The sequence below is a fragment of the Brevundimonas sp. AVps5 genome (assembly GCF_058681515.1).
The window spans coordinates 2,392,555-2,408,714 of the sequence record NZ_CM178740.1 but is presented as its reverse complement, the minus strand read 5'-3'; the positions used below and the strand labels follow the sequence as shown (position 1 = coordinate 2,408,714).

19 protein-coding genes are annotated in these 16,160 nt (G+C 67.9%); 13 read left to right on the top strand and 6 right to left on the bottom strand.

What is annotated here, in order from left to right:
- Positions 1-5: 5 nt before the first annotated feature.
- Both fzlA and ACW18A_RS12200 read right to left on the bottom strand, forming a co-directional pair.
- The gene (gene fzlA / locus ACW18A_RS12205; protein WP_492021987.1) at positions 6-677 is read right to left on the bottom strand and encodes an FtsZ-binding protein FzlA; all 672 of its coding nucleotides are present in this window, start codon (positions 675-677) and stop codon (positions 6-8) included.
- A 158-nt stretch (positions 678-835) separates the two neighbouring features.
- Positions 836-1,792, bottom strand: a complete 957-nt coding sequence (locus ACW18A_RS12200) for a cation diffusion facilitator family transporter (RefSeq protein WP_492021986.1) — start codon at positions 1,790-1,792, stop codon at positions 836-838.
- Between the two features lie 130 nt (positions 1,793-1,922).
- Here ACW18A_RS12200 and ACW18A_RS12195 point away from each other — a divergent pair, with 130 nt between their 5' ends.
- From ACW18A_RS12195 to ACW18A_RS12180, 4 genes are all read left to right on the top strand, one after another.
- Positions 1,923-3,107, top strand: a complete 1,185-nt coding sequence (locus ACW18A_RS12195) for a citrate/2-methylcitrate synthase (RefSeq protein ID WP_492021984.1) — start codon at positions 1,923-1,925, stop codon at positions 3,105-3,107.
- A gap of 103 nt (positions 3,108-3,210) precedes the next feature.
- Positions 3,211-4,020, top strand: a complete 810-nt coding sequence (locus tag ACW18A_RS12190; protein WP_492021983.1) for an undecaprenyl-diphosphate phosphatase — start codon at positions 3,211-3,213, stop codon at positions 4,018-4,020.
- A gap of 51 nt (positions 4,021-4,071) precedes the next feature.
- Positions 4,072-4,392, top strand: a complete 321-nt coding sequence (locus tag ACW18A_RS12185) for an Mpo1-like protein (protein WP_492021982.1) — start codon at positions 4,072-4,074, stop codon at positions 4,390-4,392.
- 82 nt (positions 4,393-4,474) lie between these two features.
- The gene (locus tag ACW18A_RS12180) at positions 4,475-4,999 is read left to right on the top strand and encodes a hypothetical protein (RefSeq protein ID WP_492021981.1); all 525 of its coding nucleotides are present in this window, start codon (positions 4,475-4,477) and stop codon (positions 4,997-4,999) included.
- Here the strand turns inward: ACW18A_RS12180 and ACW18A_RS12175 are convergent.
- Genes ACW18A_RS12175 through ACW18A_RS12160 form a run of 4 tightly spaced genes read right to left on the bottom strand, consistent with a single transcriptional unit; the run spans position 4,996 to position 8,903 of the window.
- Positions 4,996-5,556: a hypothetical protein gene (locus ACW18A_RS12175; RefSeq protein ID WP_492021980.1), complete on the bottom strand. Its 561-nt coding sequence runs from the start codon at positions 5,554-5,556 to the stop codon at positions 4,996-4,998. The genes ACW18A_RS12180 and ACW18A_RS12175 overlap by 4 nt on opposite strands.
- 14 nt (positions 5,557-5,570) lie before the next feature.
- Positions 5,571-7,037 carry a S41 family peptidase gene (locus tag ACW18A_RS12170; protein WP_492021979.1) on the bottom strand — a complete coding sequence of 489 codons (1,467 nt, stop codon included), beginning with the start codon at positions 7,035-7,037 and terminating at the stop codon, positions 5,571-5,573.
- Between the two features lie 41 nt (positions 7,038-7,078).
- Positions 7,079-8,251 carry an AraC family transcriptional regulator gene (locus ACW18A_RS12165; protein ID WP_492021978.1) on the bottom strand — a complete coding sequence of 391 codons (1,173 nt, stop codon included), beginning with the start codon at positions 8,249-8,251 and terminating at the stop codon, positions 7,079-7,081.
- 40 nt (positions 8,252-8,291) lie between these two features.
- Entirely contained in the window at positions 8,292-8,903 is a 612-nt protein-coding gene (locus tag ACW18A_RS12160; protein ID WP_492021977.1) for a 3D domain-containing protein, read from the bottom strand.
- A 261-nt stretch (positions 8,904-9,164) separates the two neighbouring features.
- Between ACW18A_RS12160 and ACW18A_RS12155 the strand changes: the two genes are divergently transcribed.
- From ACW18A_RS12155 to ACW18A_RS12115, 9 genes are all read left to right on the top strand, one after another.
- Entirely contained in the window at positions 9,165-9,713 is a 549-nt protein-coding gene (locus tag ACW18A_RS12155) for a glutathione S-transferase family protein (protein ID WP_492021976.1), read from the top strand.
- Between the two features lie 454 nt (positions 9,714-10,167).
- Positions 10,168-11,709 carry a DEAD/DEAH box helicase gene (locus ACW18A_RS12150; RefSeq protein ID WP_492021975.1) on the top strand — a complete coding sequence of 514 codons (1,542 nt, stop codon included), beginning with the start codon at positions 10,168-10,170 and terminating at the stop codon, positions 11,707-11,709.
- A gap of 149 nt (positions 11,710-11,858) precedes the next feature.
- Positions 11,859-12,677 carry a type I methionyl aminopeptidase gene (map, locus tag ACW18A_RS12145; RefSeq protein ID WP_492021973.1) on the top strand — a complete coding sequence of 273 codons (819 nt, stop codon included), beginning with the start codon at positions 11,859-11,861 and terminating at the stop codon, positions 12,675-12,677.
- A 64-nt stretch (positions 12,678-12,741) separates the two neighbouring features.
- The gene (gene radC, locus ACW18A_RS12140; RefSeq protein WP_492021972.1) at positions 12,742-13,482 is read left to right on the top strand and encodes a RadC family protein; all 741 of its coding nucleotides are present in this window, start codon (positions 12,742-12,744) and stop codon (positions 13,480-13,482) included.
- Positions 13,479-14,012, top strand: a complete 534-nt coding sequence (locus tag ACW18A_RS12135) for a GNAT family N-acetyltransferase (protein WP_492021971.1) — start codon at positions 13,479-13,481, stop codon at positions 14,010-14,012. Before radC ends, ACW18A_RS12135 begins: the two co-directional genes overlap by 4 nt.
- A gap of 67 nt (positions 14,013-14,079) precedes the next feature.
- The gene (locus ACW18A_RS12130) at positions 14,080-14,322 is read left to right on the top strand and encodes a BolA family protein (RefSeq protein ID WP_492021970.1); all 243 of its coding nucleotides are present in this window, start codon (positions 14,080-14,082) and stop codon (positions 14,320-14,322) included.
- Positions 14,323-14,328: 6 nt separating this feature from the next.
- Positions 14,329-15,234: an aldo-keto reductase family protein gene (locus tag ACW18A_RS12125; RefSeq protein ID WP_492021968.1), complete on the top strand. Its 906-nt coding sequence runs from the start codon at positions 14,329-14,331 to the stop codon at positions 15,232-15,234.
- 105 nt (positions 15,235-15,339) lie between these two features.
- On the top strand, positions 15,340-15,699 hold the full coding sequence (grxD, locus tag ACW18A_RS12120) for a Grx4 family monothiol glutaredoxin (protein ID WP_492021966.1): 360 nt from the start codon (positions 15,340-15,342) through the stop codon (positions 15,697-15,699).
- A gap of 17 nt (positions 15,700-15,716) precedes the next feature.
- Positions 15,717-16,142 carry an acyl-CoA thioesterase gene (locus ACW18A_RS12115; RefSeq protein WP_492021965.1) on the top strand — a complete coding sequence of 142 codons (426 nt, stop codon included), beginning with the start codon at positions 15,717-15,719 and terminating at the stop codon, positions 16,140-16,142.
- Positions 16,143-16,160: the final 18 nt, after the last annotated feature.

Here is a 16,160-nt window from a genome sequence, read left to right as displayed (position 1 = left end):
GATCGCTAAAAATCCAGATCCGTATAGTGGATCGCGGGTGCCAGGCCCTGGAACCGGTCCGCGAGCAATGGCCGGAAGCAGGGTCGGGACTTGATCTTCATGTACCAGGTCTTCAGCGCCGGCCAGTTGGCCCAGGCGATCTCGCCGAAATAGTCCAGGGTCGACAGATGGGCCGCCGCGACGATGTCGGCCTGGGACAGACGCCGGCCGGCGAGCCAGTCGCGGCGGGTCAGCAGGGCGTCGAAGACGGCGAGATGGTGCTTCAGCGCCTCGCGGCCCTCGCGCAGCATCCGGGCCTCGGGCGGGCCGAGGCGAAGCAGGGGTTTTTCCATCCGCTCGTGCAGCAGGACGGCATTGACCTCGTCGGTGAAGCGGCGGTCGAACCAGGCGGTCAGGCGACGCGTCTCGGCGCGTTCGGCGGCGTCGGCGGGCATCAGGAGGGGCGTCTTCTGCGCGTCCTCGATCCAGCCCAGGATGGCACCCGCCTCGCACAGGGTCAGACCCTCGACCTGAAGCACGGGCGGCATGCCCGACGGGTTCAGGTCGCCGACGGGGCAGTCGTTCTCCCACGGGCGCACCAGGACCTCGGTCCATTCGATGCGCGCTTCGCCCAGGGCCAGACGCGCCGTCCGGCTGCCTGGATCGAAGGGGAAATGGAACAGGACGTTCGCCGACATGGGCTCGTCCTGCACCGGGGGCCGTTAAAGGCTCGTTTACGTTACGACCCTGATCGGCTGAGGCGGGATGGCGCTGCGATCCCACTGAGGCCGTGAATCAAGGATGCAGCCTCTCTCGGGCGTGATCCGACCGGAAAACCGCTGAACCCTTTTCCGGATCACGCCTGAGGCGAAACGGGGACCGCAGGGGCAGCCGGACCGCGCGGGTCGGCGTGGATCAGGACGTCGGCACCGGGGAAGGCGGCGGTCACACGGTCCTCGGCGGCGACGACGATGTCGTGGGCCGCCTCGAAGGAGAGGGTGCGGTCCAGGTCGATGTGCATCTGGACCATCAGCCGGTCGCCCGACATCCGGGTGCGCAGCTGGTGAATGCCGCCGATCCGGCCATCGGACAGGACGGCGCCGGTCAGGGCGATGCGGTCGGCGTCCGACGCCTCCTTGTCGAGAAGCTGGTCGGCGGCGCCCTTGAGCACGCCGAGCGCGCCCCAGAACAGCCAGACGGCGACCACAAGGCCGGCCGCGGCGTCGAGCCCGGGCGCGGCCAGCCAGGCGCCGGAGACGACACCGATCAGGACGACGACGCTCGAGGCCAGATCGGCGGCGTAGTGGGCGCGGTCGGCCGAGACGGCCATGGAGCCCGAGGCCTTGAGCGACCGGGTCTGGAGCCAGACCAGCAGGCCGGTCAGCAGGATGGAGACGACCACGACGCCGACCGCCCAGGACCCGCCGACGACCGGACGGGGGTCGAACATCCGCTGGAGCGCCTCCCAGCCGATGAAGACGGCCGAGGCGAACACCAGACCGGCCTGGACCAGCGCGGCCACGGCCTCGCCCTTGCCGTGGCCGAACCGGTGGTCGGCGTCGGCGGGGGCGGCGGCCCAGCGCACGGCGAAGAAGGTGGCCAGGGAGGCGATCAGGTCGAGCGAGGAATCGGCCAGCGAGGCCAGGATGGACACCGACCCGGAGGCGCCGAGCGCGAAGGCCTTCATCGCGATCAGCAGGACCGCGACGGTGACCGACAGACCGGTGATCTGACGCGTCGAAAGGGTGGCGGCTGAGCCCCAGGGTCCGGATTTCGGATCAGGCGCGGGCGAAGGCGTGACGGGGGAGGTCATCGACGCCCTTTTCGCTGATCGCCCGTGAGTTGCCAATGGAGGACGCATCAGGAACCGTCGTTAGGCTTGCGGTCATGAAAGCGCCCCATGGTGCGCGCCGATTAAGCTTGACGGGTCGGGACTTGAAGCGATGACGCCAGGCGTTAGCGAGCGGGAAGCGGAGACGGCGGATCGATGGATCCCCCGCGCCGAGGTCCTGTCGCTGCTGGGGGTCAAGACCCAGACCCTCTACGCCTACGTCAGCCGGGGGCGGATCACCGCCCGGCCTGATCCGGAGGATCCCCGCCGCAGTCTCTATGCCGCCGCCGACGTGGCGCGGCTGAAGGGGGTCAGCTCGGGCGAGGCACCCGGCGTGATCGTGCCGTTCGAGCCGCCGGCGGTGAAGGGCGAGGCCCTGATCCAGTCGAAGGTCAGCCTGATCTCGGACGGGCGGCTCTATTATCGCGGTCGCGACGTGGCTCAGTGGGCCCAGAACGCGACGCTGGAAGAAACGTCCCGGCTGCTGTGGGGCGCCGGGGAGATCAATCCGTTCGCCGGCCTCGGCGTACGCGTCGACAGCGCCGGCGGCGCCTCGCACCGCGCCCGGCTGTTCGCGGCCCTCGCCCGTCGGGCGGAGGAAGAGCCGTCCTCGATCGGTCGTTCGCCTGACGCGCTGAAGGTCGACGCGGCCGTGGCGATGAACGAGGTCATTGACGCCGTGGCCGGGCCCGGACCCCGACTGTTCTTCCACCAACGCCTCGCGCGCGGCTGGAAGATGCTGGAGCGCGACAGTGTCCATCTGAGACGCGCCCTCGTGCTGGCGGCGGACCTCGATCTGGATCCGGCGGTGCTGGCGACGCGGGCCGCGGCTTCGGGCGGGGCGTCCCCGGCCGGCGCGGCCTTCGCAGGCCTGGCCACGGTGGCGGGGTCGCCGCGGGGCCTGACCCTGACCCGTGCCACCGCCTATGTCGCCGAGGCGCGCCGCGACCCGGCGGGCGCGGCCCAGCGCCAGATGGCGAACGAGGGCTCCATCCCCGGTTTCGGCAGCGAGAGCTTCCCGCACGGCGATCCGCGCGTCGAGGCGCTGCTGGCCCTGGTCGACCTGCCGAACGACCTGACGTCGGTGATCCGCGAGGCGGAGGCGGCGAGCGGCCAACGGACGGGCTTCGCCGGGGCCCTGGCGATCATGGCGCGGCGTCTGGACCTGCCGCGCAACGGTGCCTCGGACGTGTTGCTGATCGGGCGGTTGACCGGCCTGATGGCCCATGCGCTGGATCAGATCATCGACGGCTCGCCTATCCGGGCGCGCCTGCGCTATGTGGGTCCCCGACCTTGATCGGCAAAGCCGTGAATCAAGGTCGCACTTTCAATTCTCCGCCTGATCGGAGATCAGGCTGGGGCCCGGGCGGCGAGTGACCCCGGCGTAAAGCGGGGACACTATGGCGGACTGGATCGCGGCGATCATCCTGGGGCTGGTCGAGGGGCTGACCGAGTTCATCCCGGTCTCGTCCACCGGCCATCTGTTGCTGACCAAGAGCCTCCTCGGCCTGCCCAGCGAGCCGTGGGACACCTTCATCGTCATGATCCAGCTGGGCGCCATCCTCGCGGTGGTCGCCCTGTATTTCTCCCGCCTTTGGAAGGTGCTGATCGGCCTGCCCGGCAAGGATCCGGCCGCGCGCCGGTTCGCCTACTCGGTCCTGCTCGCCTTCTTTCCGTCGGCGCTCCTCGGCTTGTTTTTTCACGACTTCATCAAGACCGTGCTGTTCAACCCGACCATCGTCTGCGTCAGCCTGATCGTCGGCGGTTTCGCCCTGATCGCACTGGAGCGGTGGGCGCCGCAGCCTCGCGAGCATGACGCCATGGGGTTCTCGCTGAAGACGGCGCTGGGCGTCGGCCTGTTCCAGTGCCTGTCGATCATCCCCGGCGTATCCCGCTCCGGCGCCACCATCGTCGGCGGCCTGTTGCTCGGTGTCGACAAGCGGGCGGCGGCGGAGTTCTCGTTCTTTCTTGCCATCCCGACCATGGTCGGGGCCTTCGCCCTGGATTTCTGGGAGAGCCGCGAGCTGCTGGTCGGTGACACCGTCATCCTGATCGCCATCGGCTTCGTGGTGTCCTTCATCAGCGGCCTGTTCGTGGTCCGGACCATGCTCGATTTCGTGGCGAAGCACGGCTTCACCCCGTTCGCCTGGTGGCGGATCGCAGTGGGGGTCATCGGTCTGGGGCTGCTGTATTCGGGTGTGATCGCCTGACCCCGGGCCTGAGGCTTGTCAGCCCGCGTTCGTCGGGTGCAAGCTGGGGCCATGAGCACCCTGCCCGCTGACGGCGAACGCTTCGCCTCGTTCGAAGCCTTCTATCCGTACTACATCCACGAGCATTCCAATCAGGTCTGCCGGCGGATCCATATCGTCGGCTCGGCCCTGGTGATCGTGGCGGCGCTGTTGGGTCTGTTCGTGAACGCCTGGTGGTTCGCCGCCATGCCGTTCGTTGGCTACGGCTTTGCCTGGATCGGCCATTTCTTCTTCGAGAAGAACCGGCCAGCGACGTTCCAGTATCCCCTGTGGAGCCTGATGGGCGACTGGCGGATGTTCTTCGAGACCGTCAGCGGCCAGCGGAAATTCTGACGACGAACCATCACTGTTCCGTCAATCGACTCGCGCGGCAAGCGAGCGCATGGTTCCGGCGGGGGCGTCGGGACAGATCGCGATGATCGGACATATCAAGAGACGACTGGGGCAGTATGGCGCGGCCTGGGTCGGCACCTTCCTGGCGACGGGAGCGGCGATCCTGATCGGTTGGCTGTTCGACGACCTGATCGTGGTCGCGGACATAGTATTGCCGGTCATGCTGGCGGCGACGGTCCTGGCGCTCGGTGTCGGGGTCATTCTCAGCCTCGTGTCCAGAGAGGCCGTCGGGAGCAAGCTGCTGGTCGTCGCGCTGGCGCTGCTGCTGGTCCTGCCCCTGATGTGGGCGCCGGTCGCAGCGGCAGGGACTATCGCCTTCTTCGCCGATCGCTCGATCGAGTATTCTCAGGTCTATGCCGGTTTCCAGATCGGGGTCAGCGAACTGTTGTTCCCCCTCGACGAATGGGTGCGCTCGGGTGCGGTGTTCGGCAGCGTCTGGGTGCTGTTCCAGGGTGTGGCCAGCGTGGTCGGGTTCATCTCGGCCCTGTCCAACATCTGGCCCCTGCTGCGCCGGGCGCTGGGGGCCGAGCCGGCAATAGCGGGTTAGTCGCCCGTCCGCGTCAGCCGGGTCTGGTTCCTGAACCGCCAGGCCGTGTCGTCGGCACCGACGGGGCGGACCTCCTTGACCGCCAGCAGCTGGTCGCCGTCCCGGGTTTCGGAGATGCGGATCTCGGCGGGGGCGTCGTCGTCCTCGCCCGTCTCGGCATAGATCACGGTCCAGTGGGTCGGATCGGAGAAGGCCGCCACGTGCACGGTCCCGGTCGACAGGCCGGGCGTGTTACCGGCCCGGAAACTGGCCGAGGTCGATGTGCCGGTCGCCGGGTCGTCGAGGCTGACCGTGGTGATCCAGACCGGCTTGTCCGGCCCGTCATCGAACAGGGACTGGCGCACCTGGGTGGCGCCGTCACCGGGGGTGGTGATGGTGGTGGTGACGGGAATCTCGAACAGCTGGTCGGTCTGATAGTCGCGATAGCCGAGCGCACCCGTCCAGTCACCGACGAGGCCGAGCCGCAGTTCGGTGGCCGTGGGGAGGGTCTGGGTGGTCGCCGGCCCGGGGCTCAGCAGGATCAGGGCGAGGGCGGCGGCGAGGAGGCGCAGGGTCATGGTCCGGCTTTCGTTCAGGCGTTGAGGATGCGGGCGGTCGCGACCGCCATCTGGGGGTCGCGACCGGCGGCGATGTCGGCGGCGGTGGTGGGGACGAAGACGTCCGGGTCGATGCCGCTGTCGGGTTGGGGCGTGGCCGGGAAGCTGGCAATGATCGGCAGGTCGATGACGATCTGCGAGGCCGGCAGTTTCAGGAAGAAGAAGGCCCCGCCGTTGATGCCGCGGCGGTTGCCGCCCGTCGGCTGGCCCAGCAGGGTGGCGAGGCCGTGGTCCTGCGCGACCGCAGCGAACTGGAAGGTGGCCGAGCTGTTGGACGCATCGCACAGCACCACGACCGGGCCGGCGAAACGGCGGCCCGCGCGCCGGATCAACAGGGTCTCGCCGTCGTCGTCATAGCGGGTCAGGCGATAGAGGCCGCGGTCGTCGGGCTCCGCGGCGGCGCTGCCCCAGTCGTAGAAACTGTTGTCCCAGGTGCCGAGGTAGGGCCGCAGGGCATCCGGCACGCGGCGATAGCGGGTGAAGCGTCGGGTGGCCGACACGGGCAGGTCCCGCTCGATCAGTCGGCTGAGGATGACATTGCCGCAGTCCAGCCCGCCCTCATTGCCGCGCAGGTCGACGATCAGGCCCCGGGCCCTTTCGGCCGTCAGATCGTCCATGACCCGGCCCAGCCAGGCCTCCCAGCCGAACGATGAGTTGTACAGGGCCCAGCCCGGCATGGTCAGCCGGTGGATGCCATCTGTGCCCTTGTCGAGCCTCCAGGGATTGGCGTCCGGTGCGGCTTCGGCTGCAGCAGCGAGGACCGCCTGTCGCTCGGCCAGGGTCAGCAGCCCGGCCTGAACCGGCTCCATCCCGGCCCGGTCGAAGGTGGCGCGGTCCCGCAGCGGCAGGATCAGCGGCAGATGGATGTCGAAGGTCTCGAACCGGTCGTCGCCGCGCATCTCCATCAGGCTGATGCGTTTGGCGTCATTGCCGCCGTCGGCGCGGGCGAGGGGGACCAACTGCTCAAGCAGGGCCTCGGTGGACCTGCCGTCGATGGCGGTGATGACAGTGCCGGGTGGAAAGGCGGCCTCGGCCGAATGGTCGCGGGTGACCACCATCCGCCGCTCGAGCCAGCGGAAGGCGAAGGGCACCAGGGTCCGGTCGGGATAGAGACGGCTGCGCACCGGTTCGCCGCCGTTGTAGGGGCCGGGATAGGTGTGGCCGCATTTCACCGCTGCGGTCACGCGGGTCAGGGCGAGGAACCGGGCGCGGAAATCGCCCGGCGCGCGCCAGCCGGCCGCCAGTGCCTGCAGCCGGGTCTCCAGCGCCTCTGGGGTGATGTAGCGATAGAGGCCCGGATGGAGGGTGGTCCAGGCCTGACGCAGCACCTCGACATCGCCGCTCCAGTCGTCGGTGCGGGCGGCGGACCATGCCGGGGTCGCGGTCGACAGCGCCAGGCCTCCGGACAGCTGGAACAGACGACGACGACTGAGAGGGCTCACGGGTTCACTCCACAACAGGGACGCCCCGACCCTGACGCGGCTCAGGAAACCGCGCGCCTCAATTTCGTGTCTTCACGCCGAAAATCAGGATTTGAGACCTGTCGGCGGTAGTCGGACGGGGCCATGCCGAAGCGGGCCCGGAACGCGCGGTTGAAGCTGGCCTTTGACGTGAACCCCATGTCGAAGGCCAGGTCCAGCAGGTCGGCGTCCGGCCGCTCTTCGAGGACACCGGCCACACCCTCAGCCCTCAGCCCGTTGACGAAGGCGGAGAAATTCATGCCCAGACCGAGGTTGATCGCGCGGGAGACGCGGCCGGTATTGGTGCCGAGACGACGGGCCAGACCCGGCAGGGCAAGGTCAGCTTCGCGCCACCAGCCGGCCTCGCGCGTGCGCTGTTCCATGGCGGCGGCGAGAGCAGCCCAGTCGGGAACGGCCCGGGCCGGCTCGGGCTCCATCTCGGCCCCGGCGTCGATCGGGGCGGTGAGGATCGGCACGGGAAGGGCGGCATGACGCCAGCCTGCGATGCCGAGATAGAGGCCGAGCACCCCCATGGCCAGATAGAGTCCGGTCTCCTGAAAGAAGTCGATCCCGCCGGTGATGATGGACCACAGCCAGAAGCCGATCTGGATCATCAGGCCGATCAGGATAGCCGCCCGGACCCTCTCCAGCCACAGGGCGGAGAACCGGTCGTCGTCGCTGCGCTGGTCCGCCAGTCGGGCCCTTAGCCGCCGGAGGACGACGCCCAGAGCCCAGGCATAGGTGGCGAGGCTGACGAGGGCCAGGACGTCGAACACGGGTGCGATCCAGGTCCTGTGCCCGCCGGTGTACCAGGCCCATTTGCCGTCGAGCGGCAGCAGGAAACAGGCTGAGTAGTAGAAGAACTGAAGCGCGGGTGCGGCGAGGTGCAGTCGCCAGCGCGGCGGCGCCCTGCCGTCGGCCAGTGAATGACCATAGGCATAGAGCAGGGGGCCCAGGGCCAGGGGAATGGCGAAGGGCGCGAAGGTCAGGCCGCGAAAGGCGTCATAGAGGCCCGCAAAGCCGATCACATAGGGGGTGAGCAGGCCCGCGATAACGACCAGGGCCCCGGCCAGCAGTCGGCCGGCTGTCCGGTTTGAGGGCTCCATCGATAGAACTGCCGCGAGCAGCAGCATCTGCAGCGCCGCGGCACCGAGCAGGGCGGTCCGCCAGCCGAGATAGAACTGAACATCCTCCATGGTCGGAGGCTAGACCGGAAGCACCAGGGACGAAACCGGGTCAGCGCGATCCGGCGCTGGATCCGGCCGGTGCCATCTGGGCCGTCTGGCTGGGCTGGCTGTTCCACGACGGAGGGCAGCCGTCGAAACGCCCGGCGTTGGTGATGGTCAGCCGCTGCTGGTTGAAGCGCATGACCGGCTGCATCGAGCCCCGGCCATGGCCGGTATACAGATCGACGCGCTGGCCCCGGATCGCACCGCCGGTGTCCGACGCATACCAGTAGCCGTCGTGGATCGTGCCGTCCGGCAAGCGCATGCCGACCGTCTCGCGGATGAACAGCTTCGTCCGTCTCGGAATGACGCGCGGGTCAGTGGCCAGGGTGCGCATCGGGATCGGACGGCAGCCCAGGGAATCGTTGCCCGTCGCTCCACCGCCGCCTGCGTGATAGAGGCTGGCCCGAGCGTTCCAGTCGGGGCTGCGGGCCATCAGTTCGGCCTGTTCGGGGGTCAGATCGCCCAACTCGCCGGTCGCATCCTCGCTGGAACCGTCCGCGACTTCAGGGCTTACCGCTACCACGGGATCGGCCGCGACGACCGTCTCGTAGGGAACAGGATCTCCGGCCGAAAAAGCCGCAGCCCAAAGCATGGCGAATGCCGCGAGGGTGTCGAACACAGATCAAACTCATAGTGACGCCGGTCCACAGAACCGAACCGGCGGGGGCTGTTTCGATGCGGCCTGTGGCGAGAATGTGTCCAATGGCCCCGCTGCGACCGTTCGCCCCCATGCGCGGATGGATCAGTCAACCGTTGCCTGAGATAAGCGGAACCGGGGTTGGGCAACGTCCGAAATCGCGATAGCAGTATAGCCGGATCAGAAATCCTTTGCTGGGGCGCGATGCTTACTGTTCATGGAGATATTCGGTCGGGAAACTGCTTGAAGGTCAAGTGGATGCTCGACGTGCTCGGGCGTGATTATCGATGGGTCGAGGTCGATATCATGTCAGGCGGAACCCGGACGCCGGAATTTCTCCAGCTGAATCCGTCCGGTCAGGTCCCCACCCTGGTTCTGGAGGATGGGCGAACCCTGGCCCAGTCGAACGCGGTTCTGCTGCATCTGGCCGAGGGGACGCCGTGGATCCCCGCAGACACCTGGGAGCGGGCGAAGATGCTGGAGTGGCTGTTCTGGGAGCAATACAGCCACGAGCCCTATGTCGCCGTGGCCCGGTTCCAGCGTGTCTATGCCGGCAAGAGCGCCGACGAGGTCGAGCCGCGCCTGATCGAGCGGGGGAACATCGCCCTGTCGCGGATGGAGACGGAGCTGGCCGGGGCTGACTGGCTGGCCGGCGGGCAGGGGGCGACGCTCGCTGACCTGGCCCTGGTCGCCTACACCCGGGTGGCGGACGAGGGCGGCTTCGACCTGTCTGTCTGTCCGAACATCCGGCGCTGGATCGGGCGGGTGGAGACGGCATTCGGGATTTTATGATCCTTCTCCCCCTGCGGGAGAAGGTGGCAGCCGAAGGCTGACGGATGAGGGGTCGTGCCGACGGCTGGTAGTGAGCTGTTGCAGCGCTGACCTTCGACGTCAGCGTGACCCCTCATCCGACTTCGCTTCGCTCAGCCACCTTCTCCCGCAAGGGGAGAAGGACGCCGCAGCCGCCTCCGCCTTGACTTCGCCGCACTCAGCGTCCATTTGCGTTGCGTCGCACAATTGCGATCCCCGGTGCGCTCCAGCGCGTGTGGGTCTTCCTCCCCAGCGAAGACCTGACTGTAGCAGCGGCCGGCCCTCAAGATTCATTCGCTGCCCGGACACGCGGGGCGGCGCCCGATCCACCCCGCCGGCCTCACCCAGAGGCTCGTTCGGGACTGGCGGTGCGCGGTCCTTTTGGCGTCAATGCCCGGGCTGATGCGCGTCGCCGCACGCGAAAGAAACACATACAGTGACCACCACGTTTGAATCCTTCGGCCTGAACAAGGCCCTGCTGCAGGCCCTCACCACCGAGGGCTACACCATCCCCACCCCGATCCAGGCCCAGGCCATTCCGTCAGTCATGCTCGGCAAGGATCTGCTGGGCATCGCCCAGACCGGTACCGGCAAGACCGCCGCCTTCGCCCTGCCGATCCTGCATCGTCTGGCCGAGAACCGCGTCGCCCCCCTGCCGCGCACCACCCGCTGCCTGATCCTGTCGCCGACGCGCGAACTGGCCAGCCAGATCGCCGACAGCTTCAAGGCCTATGGTCGTCACCTCGGCTTCAAGGTCGCCGTCGTCTTCGGCGGCGTGAAATACGGCCCGCAGGAACGCGCCATCCAGGCCGGCCTCGACGTGCTGGTCGCCACGCCCGGCCGCCTGCTGGACCACATGCAGCAGAAGACCCTGGACCTGTCGTCGACCGAGATCTTCGTCCTCGACGAGGCCGACCAGATGCTGGACCTCGGCTTCGTCAAGCCGATCCGCCAGATCGTCTCCCGCATCCCGGCCAAGCGCCAGAACCTGTTCTTCTCGGCCACCATGCCGACCGAGATCGGGAAACTGGCCGGCGAGCTGCTGAAGGAGCCCATCAAGGTCTCTGTCACGCCCTCTGCCACCACGGTCGAGCGCATCAACCAGTCGGTCATCCACGTCGAACAGGGCAGGAAACGCGCCCTGCTGACCGAGATGTTCGCGGACGACAACTTCACCCGCTGCCTGGTCTTCACCAAGACCAAACACGGCGCCGACAAGGTCGCGGCCTATCTGGAAGCCGGCGGCGTCCAGGCCGGGGCGATCCACGGCAACAAGTCCCAGCCCCAGCGTGAGCGGACCCTGGCCGCCTTCAAGGCCGGCAAACTTCGCGTCCTGGTCGCCACCGACATCGCCGCGCGCGGCATCGACGTCGACGGCGTCTCTCACGTCGTGAATTTCGAACTGCCCTTCGTGCCCGAAGCCTATGTCCACCGCATCGGCCGGACAGCCCGCGCCGGCGCCGACGGCTCGGCCATCAGCTTCGTCGCCGGCGACGAGATGAAGCTGCTCAAGGACATCGAAAAGGTCACGCGCCAGAAGATCCCGGCCACCGACCGTCGGAACGACAAGTCGCTGGGCCTGCTCGACCAGTCGATCATGGCCGCCGGCGTCGGCACCAAGGCCACGATGCCCGACCGTGAGGATCGTCCGCGCGGCGAGCGCAACGGCCCGCGCAATCCCCGTCGGGACGGCGTCAAGAAGGAGCATGGCGGTCAGCCGCACCGCGTTCGCGGCAAGGGCGCTCCCCGTGGCGGCCAGGGCGACCGGACCAACCACGCCGACCGGGGCGATCGTCCGCTGGCCTCGACCCAGCCGTTCGATCCGCTGGCTGCCGACCGCGCCCGTTCGGCCGCGAACGCCAACCGCCCCACGTCCAGCAATCAGGGGGCGGAGGCCAAGCCCGATGGTGAAATCCGCCGTCGCCCGCGCGGCCGTCGCCCGTCCAACGGCGGCAAGGGCTACGCGGCCAAGGGCTGACTGAACGGAAGACGGCGGGCCTTGCGAAAGGCCCGCCGTTTCTCTGCCGACCGGTTCCGACTCTCGAACCGGCACGACGTTGAACTCTGTGCTACCCTTCGCCATCTTCAACCGGACGAAGTCCGGATGGACCGACCGAGACCCTGACGATGTACGAAACGCCCGAGCTGGCTGACGAGACCTTCACGCGGACCAGCGCCATCCGTCTGTATGAGTCTGAGGATTTCGAGGGCATGCGGGTCGCCGGCCGTCTGGTCGCCGAGGCGCTCGACATGATCACGCCGTTCGTCGTGCCCGGCGTGACGACGCAGGAGATCGACGACCGCATCCGCCAGTTCACCCTGGACCGCGGCGGCCTGCCTGCCTGCCTCGGCTACAAGGGCTATATGAAGACGGTCTGCACCTCGATCAATCACGTGGTGTGCCACGGGATCCCGGGCGACCGGGTGCTGAAGGACGGCGACATCGTCAACATCGACCACACCGTCATCGTCGACGGCTGGCACGGCGATTCCAGCCGCATGTACACGGTCGGCAATGTGGCCCCCCGCGTGAAGAAGCTGGTCGACGTCACCTATGAATCCCTGGCCCTGGGGCTGGAGCAGGTAAAGCCCGGCAATACGTTCGGCGATATCGGCTTCGTCATCCAGCGCCATGTCGAGGCGGCCCGGATGAGCGTCGTGCGCGACTTCTGCGGTCACGGCATCGGCCGCCTGTTCCACGACAGCCCCAACGTCCTGCACTATGGCCGCAAGGGCGAGGGCGCGGTCCTGAAGCCCGGCATGTTCTTCACGATCGAGCCGATGGTGAACCTGGGCAAGCCGCACGTGAAGGTCCTGTCCGACGGCTGGACCGCCGTCACGCGGGACAAGTCCCTGTCGGCCCAGTGCGAGCACACCGTCGGGGTGACCGAAGACGGGGTCGAGATCTTCACCGCCAGCCCCGCCGGCCTGTTCAATCCCAACTAGAAACAGGTCTTGAACCTTGCCTGTCAGGCGCTAGCCTGATCCCGTGTGTGCGGGAGGCACCGGGGTGGCGGAGCAGGGCGATCAACCGGCGGCTCCAGCGAAGGTCGCCCCGCACCATGCGGGACACCGCGAGCGGCTGCGCGAGCGCGCCCGAACCGCAGGCCTGCACCACCTGCCCGACTATGAACTGCTGGAGCTGTTCCTGTTCCGCAGCCAACCGCAGGGCGACGTGAAGCCGATCGCCAAGTCCCTGCTGTCGCGGTTCGGATCGCTCGCCGCCGTCCTCGCCGCCTCGGTCGAGGACCTGATGACCGTGCGTACCGAGGACACCCGGGGCCGCATGAAGGGCGTCGGTATGGAGACGGCCCTGGACCTCGCCGCCCTGCACGAGGTCGCCCGGCGGGTGGCCCGGGAACCGACGGTCAAACGCCCCGTCATCTCCTCGTGGACCGCTCTGCTCGCCTATGTCCGCGTCGCCCTGCAGCACGAGCCGCGCGAACAGTTTCGCGTCCTCTATCTCGACCGGAAGAACCAGCTGATTCTCGACGAGATCCAGAATCGGGGCACGATCGATCATGCCCCGGTCTATCCGCGCGAGGTCGTGCGTCGGGGTCTGGAGGTCAGCGCCGCCGCCATGATCCTGGTCCACAACCACCCGTCGGGCGACCCGACGCCCAGCCGCGCCGACATCGACATGACGAGGCTGATCGTTCAGGCGGCCAGGTCGTTGGGCCTTGAAGTCCACGACCACCTGATCGTCGGTCGCGAGGGCGTGGCCAGCTTCAAGCAACTGGGATTGATATGACCGGACCCGTCCTGACCACCGCCCGCCTGACCCTGACCCCCGTCGGCCTGACCGACTACGAGGATCTCGTCGCCCTGTGGCGGGATGAGGCCTTTACCCGGCACATCACCGGACGGGACCTGTCGCCGGAGGAGGTCTGGTTCCGCCTGCTGCGCGATCTCGGCCACTGGTCGGCGCTGGGGCGGGGCAACTGGTCGATGCGGCTGTCAGAGACCGGCGCCTACGTCGGTTCGGTCGGGGTGCTGGACTACCGTCGCGATCTGGTCCCGCCGATGGAGTCGCCCGAGCTCGGCTGGGGCATCGGCGGGGCGTTTCAGGGTCAGGGTCTGGCCGGCGAGGGTGTGTCCGCGGCCCTCGCGTGGGCGGACGGGGTGCTGAAGGCACCACGCACGGTCTGCATGATCGGCCCGGGCAACCTGTCGTCCCTGCGTCTCGCGGGCCGCGCCGGCTACGTCCGCCATGCCGACGGCGTCTATCGCGGCGAGCCGACGATCCTGCTGGAACGGATCAACCCGTCCGGGCCCAGGTAGCGCGACCGCGCGATAACCCGGCAGGACCGTAGCCTCACATTAAGGTTTACGGGCCATTGTCGCCATCATGCCGATGCCCGTCGAAACCCTGAATGCCTATCTGACCGAGGCGTTTCCCGACGCCGAGATCGTGATCGACGATCTCGCGGGCGACGGCGATCACTACAGGGCCCGCATCGTCTCGACCGCCTTCGCGGGCCTCTCGCGCGTGAAACAGCACCAGCTCGTCTATGCCGCGCTCAAGGGCCACATGGGCGGCAAACTGCATGCGCTTGCTCTCGAAACCTCCGCCCCTTCCACGACAGGCTGATCCGCCATGCGCTATCGCCCCTTTGGCGCATCGGGCGCCGCCATCTCGACCCTGACGCTCAATCTCGGAGTCGACAGCCTGTCGCGCGGCGTGAACGCCGCCAACGACCTGATTTTTTCGGCGCTTGAGGCGGGCATCAACTCCTACCGGCTGGAGACGGCCGATCCGGTCCTCGCCGAGGTCGTCGGCCAGGCCCTGGCCAGCGTCGATCGCAAGCTTCTGAACGTCAGCCTGGAACTGGGTGCCGGCGACGGCCGCCGCGGTTCGGCCCGTGACTTCTCCGCCGAGGGCATGACCGGCTCCATCGACCGCTGCCTGCATGTCTCCGGCCTCGGCTGGATCGACGTCGCCCTGCTGCAAGAGCCCGGCGAGGACGAACTGCCCCAGAGCTCGCTCAACGCCCTCAAGGCCCTGCGCGCGACCGAACGGGTCCGCTACCTGGGCGTTTCGGGCTCCGGCGAGGTGATGGACGCCTATGTCTCGACCGGCGCCTTCGACGTCCTGGGCACCCCCTTCCACGTCAATGTCGACTGGAAGATCCGCTCCCGCCTGCGCGCCGCGCGCGAAAAGGACATGGCCATCCTGGCCTATGATTATTTCCCGGAGGAGCTCGACACCGAGAAGAAGGCCGCGACCCTGCATCAGCCGAAGAAGGGACTGTTCGGCTTCGGTGGTTCAAAACCGAAGAATGCGCCCCTGGCCCACGCCGGCACCTTCGCCTTCCTGCACCGCACCTCCTACTGGACGGCCGAGGAAATCTGCCTGGCCCACGCCATGACCGATCCGGCGATTTCCAGCGTTCTGATCACCGCGCGGGACGCCGAGCGGCTGAACGCCCTCGCCAGTGTGCCCGAGCGCGACATGCCGCCCGGCCTCGCCGCCCAGATCGAGATGGCCAGAGTCGCAGCGTGAGTCGCAGCGTGAGCAGCGACCCGGACACGCAGGCTTGAGGGTCGCGTCCCTTGACCGGCGTCCCCGCCATCCCTAGCTGACGCCTGCAACGAAAGGCGTACCCCCGTGTCCGACCAAGCTATCGATACCGCCGCCGATCCGGTCCACGCCTTCATCGCCCAGACCGTGGCCCAGAATGACGTCGTCCTGTTCATGAAGGGTACGCCGGACAGCCCGCGCTGCGGCTTCTCCTCCCTCGCCGTCCAGATCCTCGACCACGTCGGCGCATCCTTCGTCGGCGTCGATGTGCTGCAGGACGACGGCCTTCGCGACGGCATCAAGACCTTCACCGACTGGCCCACCATCCCGCAGCTGTATGTGAAGGGCGAGTTCGTCGGCGGCTCCGACATCGTCAAGGAAATGTTCCAGGCCGGCGAACTGACCGCCCTGATGGTCGAAAAGGGCGTGCCGCTCGGGCAAGAATAGTCGGAGGGCGTAACGTCTTGGCCCGCCAGACCCTGACCCCGCGCGAGGACCGTGAGGTCTTTGAGGTTCCGCTGGATATCCGGCCCGAGCACATCGACGACAACGGCCACGTCAACAATGTCGTCTATGTCGGCTGGCTGCAGGAGGCCGGCACCGCCCACTGGAACGCCCGCTTTGATGAGGCGACACGCGCGAAATGGTCGTGGGTCGCCCTGAGGCACGAGATCGACTATCTGCGCCCCCTGATGCCCGACGACACGGCCGTGATCCGGACCTGGGTCGGGGATCCGCAGGGACCGCGTTTCGCCCGCTATGTCCGCATCGAGGACGGGCAGGGCCGGTTGTGCGCGCAGGGGGTTTCGGAGTGGTGCCTGGTCGACGCCGTCAATATGCGGCCGACGCGCATCCCTGCGGACATGCTGCCGACCTTCGAGCGCCGCTGACGGCACACCCGCCCCTGC

Bases quoted from the DNA above. Each gene is read 5' to 3' on its own strand.
- fzlA (WP_492021987.1), bottom strand. From the start codon at position 677: ATGTCGGCGAACGTCCTGTTCCATTTCCCCTTCGATCCAGGCAGCCGG.
- ACW18A_RS12200 (WP_492021986.1), bottom strand. From the start codon at position 1,792: ATGACCTCCCCCGTCACGCCTTCGCCCGCGCCTGATCCGAAATCCGGA.
- ACW18A_RS12195 (WP_492021984.1), top strand. From the start codon at position 1,923: ATGACGCCAGGCGTTAGCGAGCGGGAAGCGGAGACGGCGGATCGATGG.
- ACW18A_RS12190 (WP_492021983.1), top strand. From the start codon at position 3,211: ATGGCGGACTGGATCGCGGCGATCATCCTGGGGCTGGTCGAGGGGCTG.
- ACW18A_RS12185 (WP_492021982.1), top strand. From the start codon at position 4,072: ATGAGCACCCTGCCCGCTGACGGCGAACGCTTCGCCTCGTTCGAAGCC.
- ACW18A_RS12180 (WP_492021981.1), top strand. From the start codon at position 4,475: ATGATCGGACATATCAAGAGACGACTGGGGCAGTATGGCGCGGCCTGG.
- ACW18A_RS12175 (WP_492021980.1), bottom strand. From the start codon at position 5,556: ATGACCCTGCGCCTCCTCGCCGCCGCCCTCGCCCTGATCCTGCTGAGC.
- ACW18A_RS12165 (WP_492021978.1), bottom strand. From the start codon at position 8,251: ATGGAGGATGTTCAGTTCTATCTCGGCTGGCGGACCGCCCTGCTCGGT.
- map (WP_492021973.1), top strand. From the start codon at position 11,859: ATGTACGAAACGCCCGAGCTGGCTGACGAGACCTTCACGCGGACCAGC.
- ACW18A_RS12135 (WP_492021971.1), top strand. From the start codon at position 13,479: ATGACCGGACCCGTCCTGACCACCGCCCGCCTGACCCTGACCCCCGTC.
- ACW18A_RS12130 (WP_492021970.1), top strand. From the start codon at position 14,080: ATGCCGATGCCCGTCGAAACCCTGAATGCCTATCTGACCGAGGCGTTT.
- ACW18A_RS12125 (WP_492021968.1), top strand. From the start codon at position 14,329: ATGCGCTATCGCCCCTTTGGCGCATCGGGCGCCGCCATCTCGACCCTG.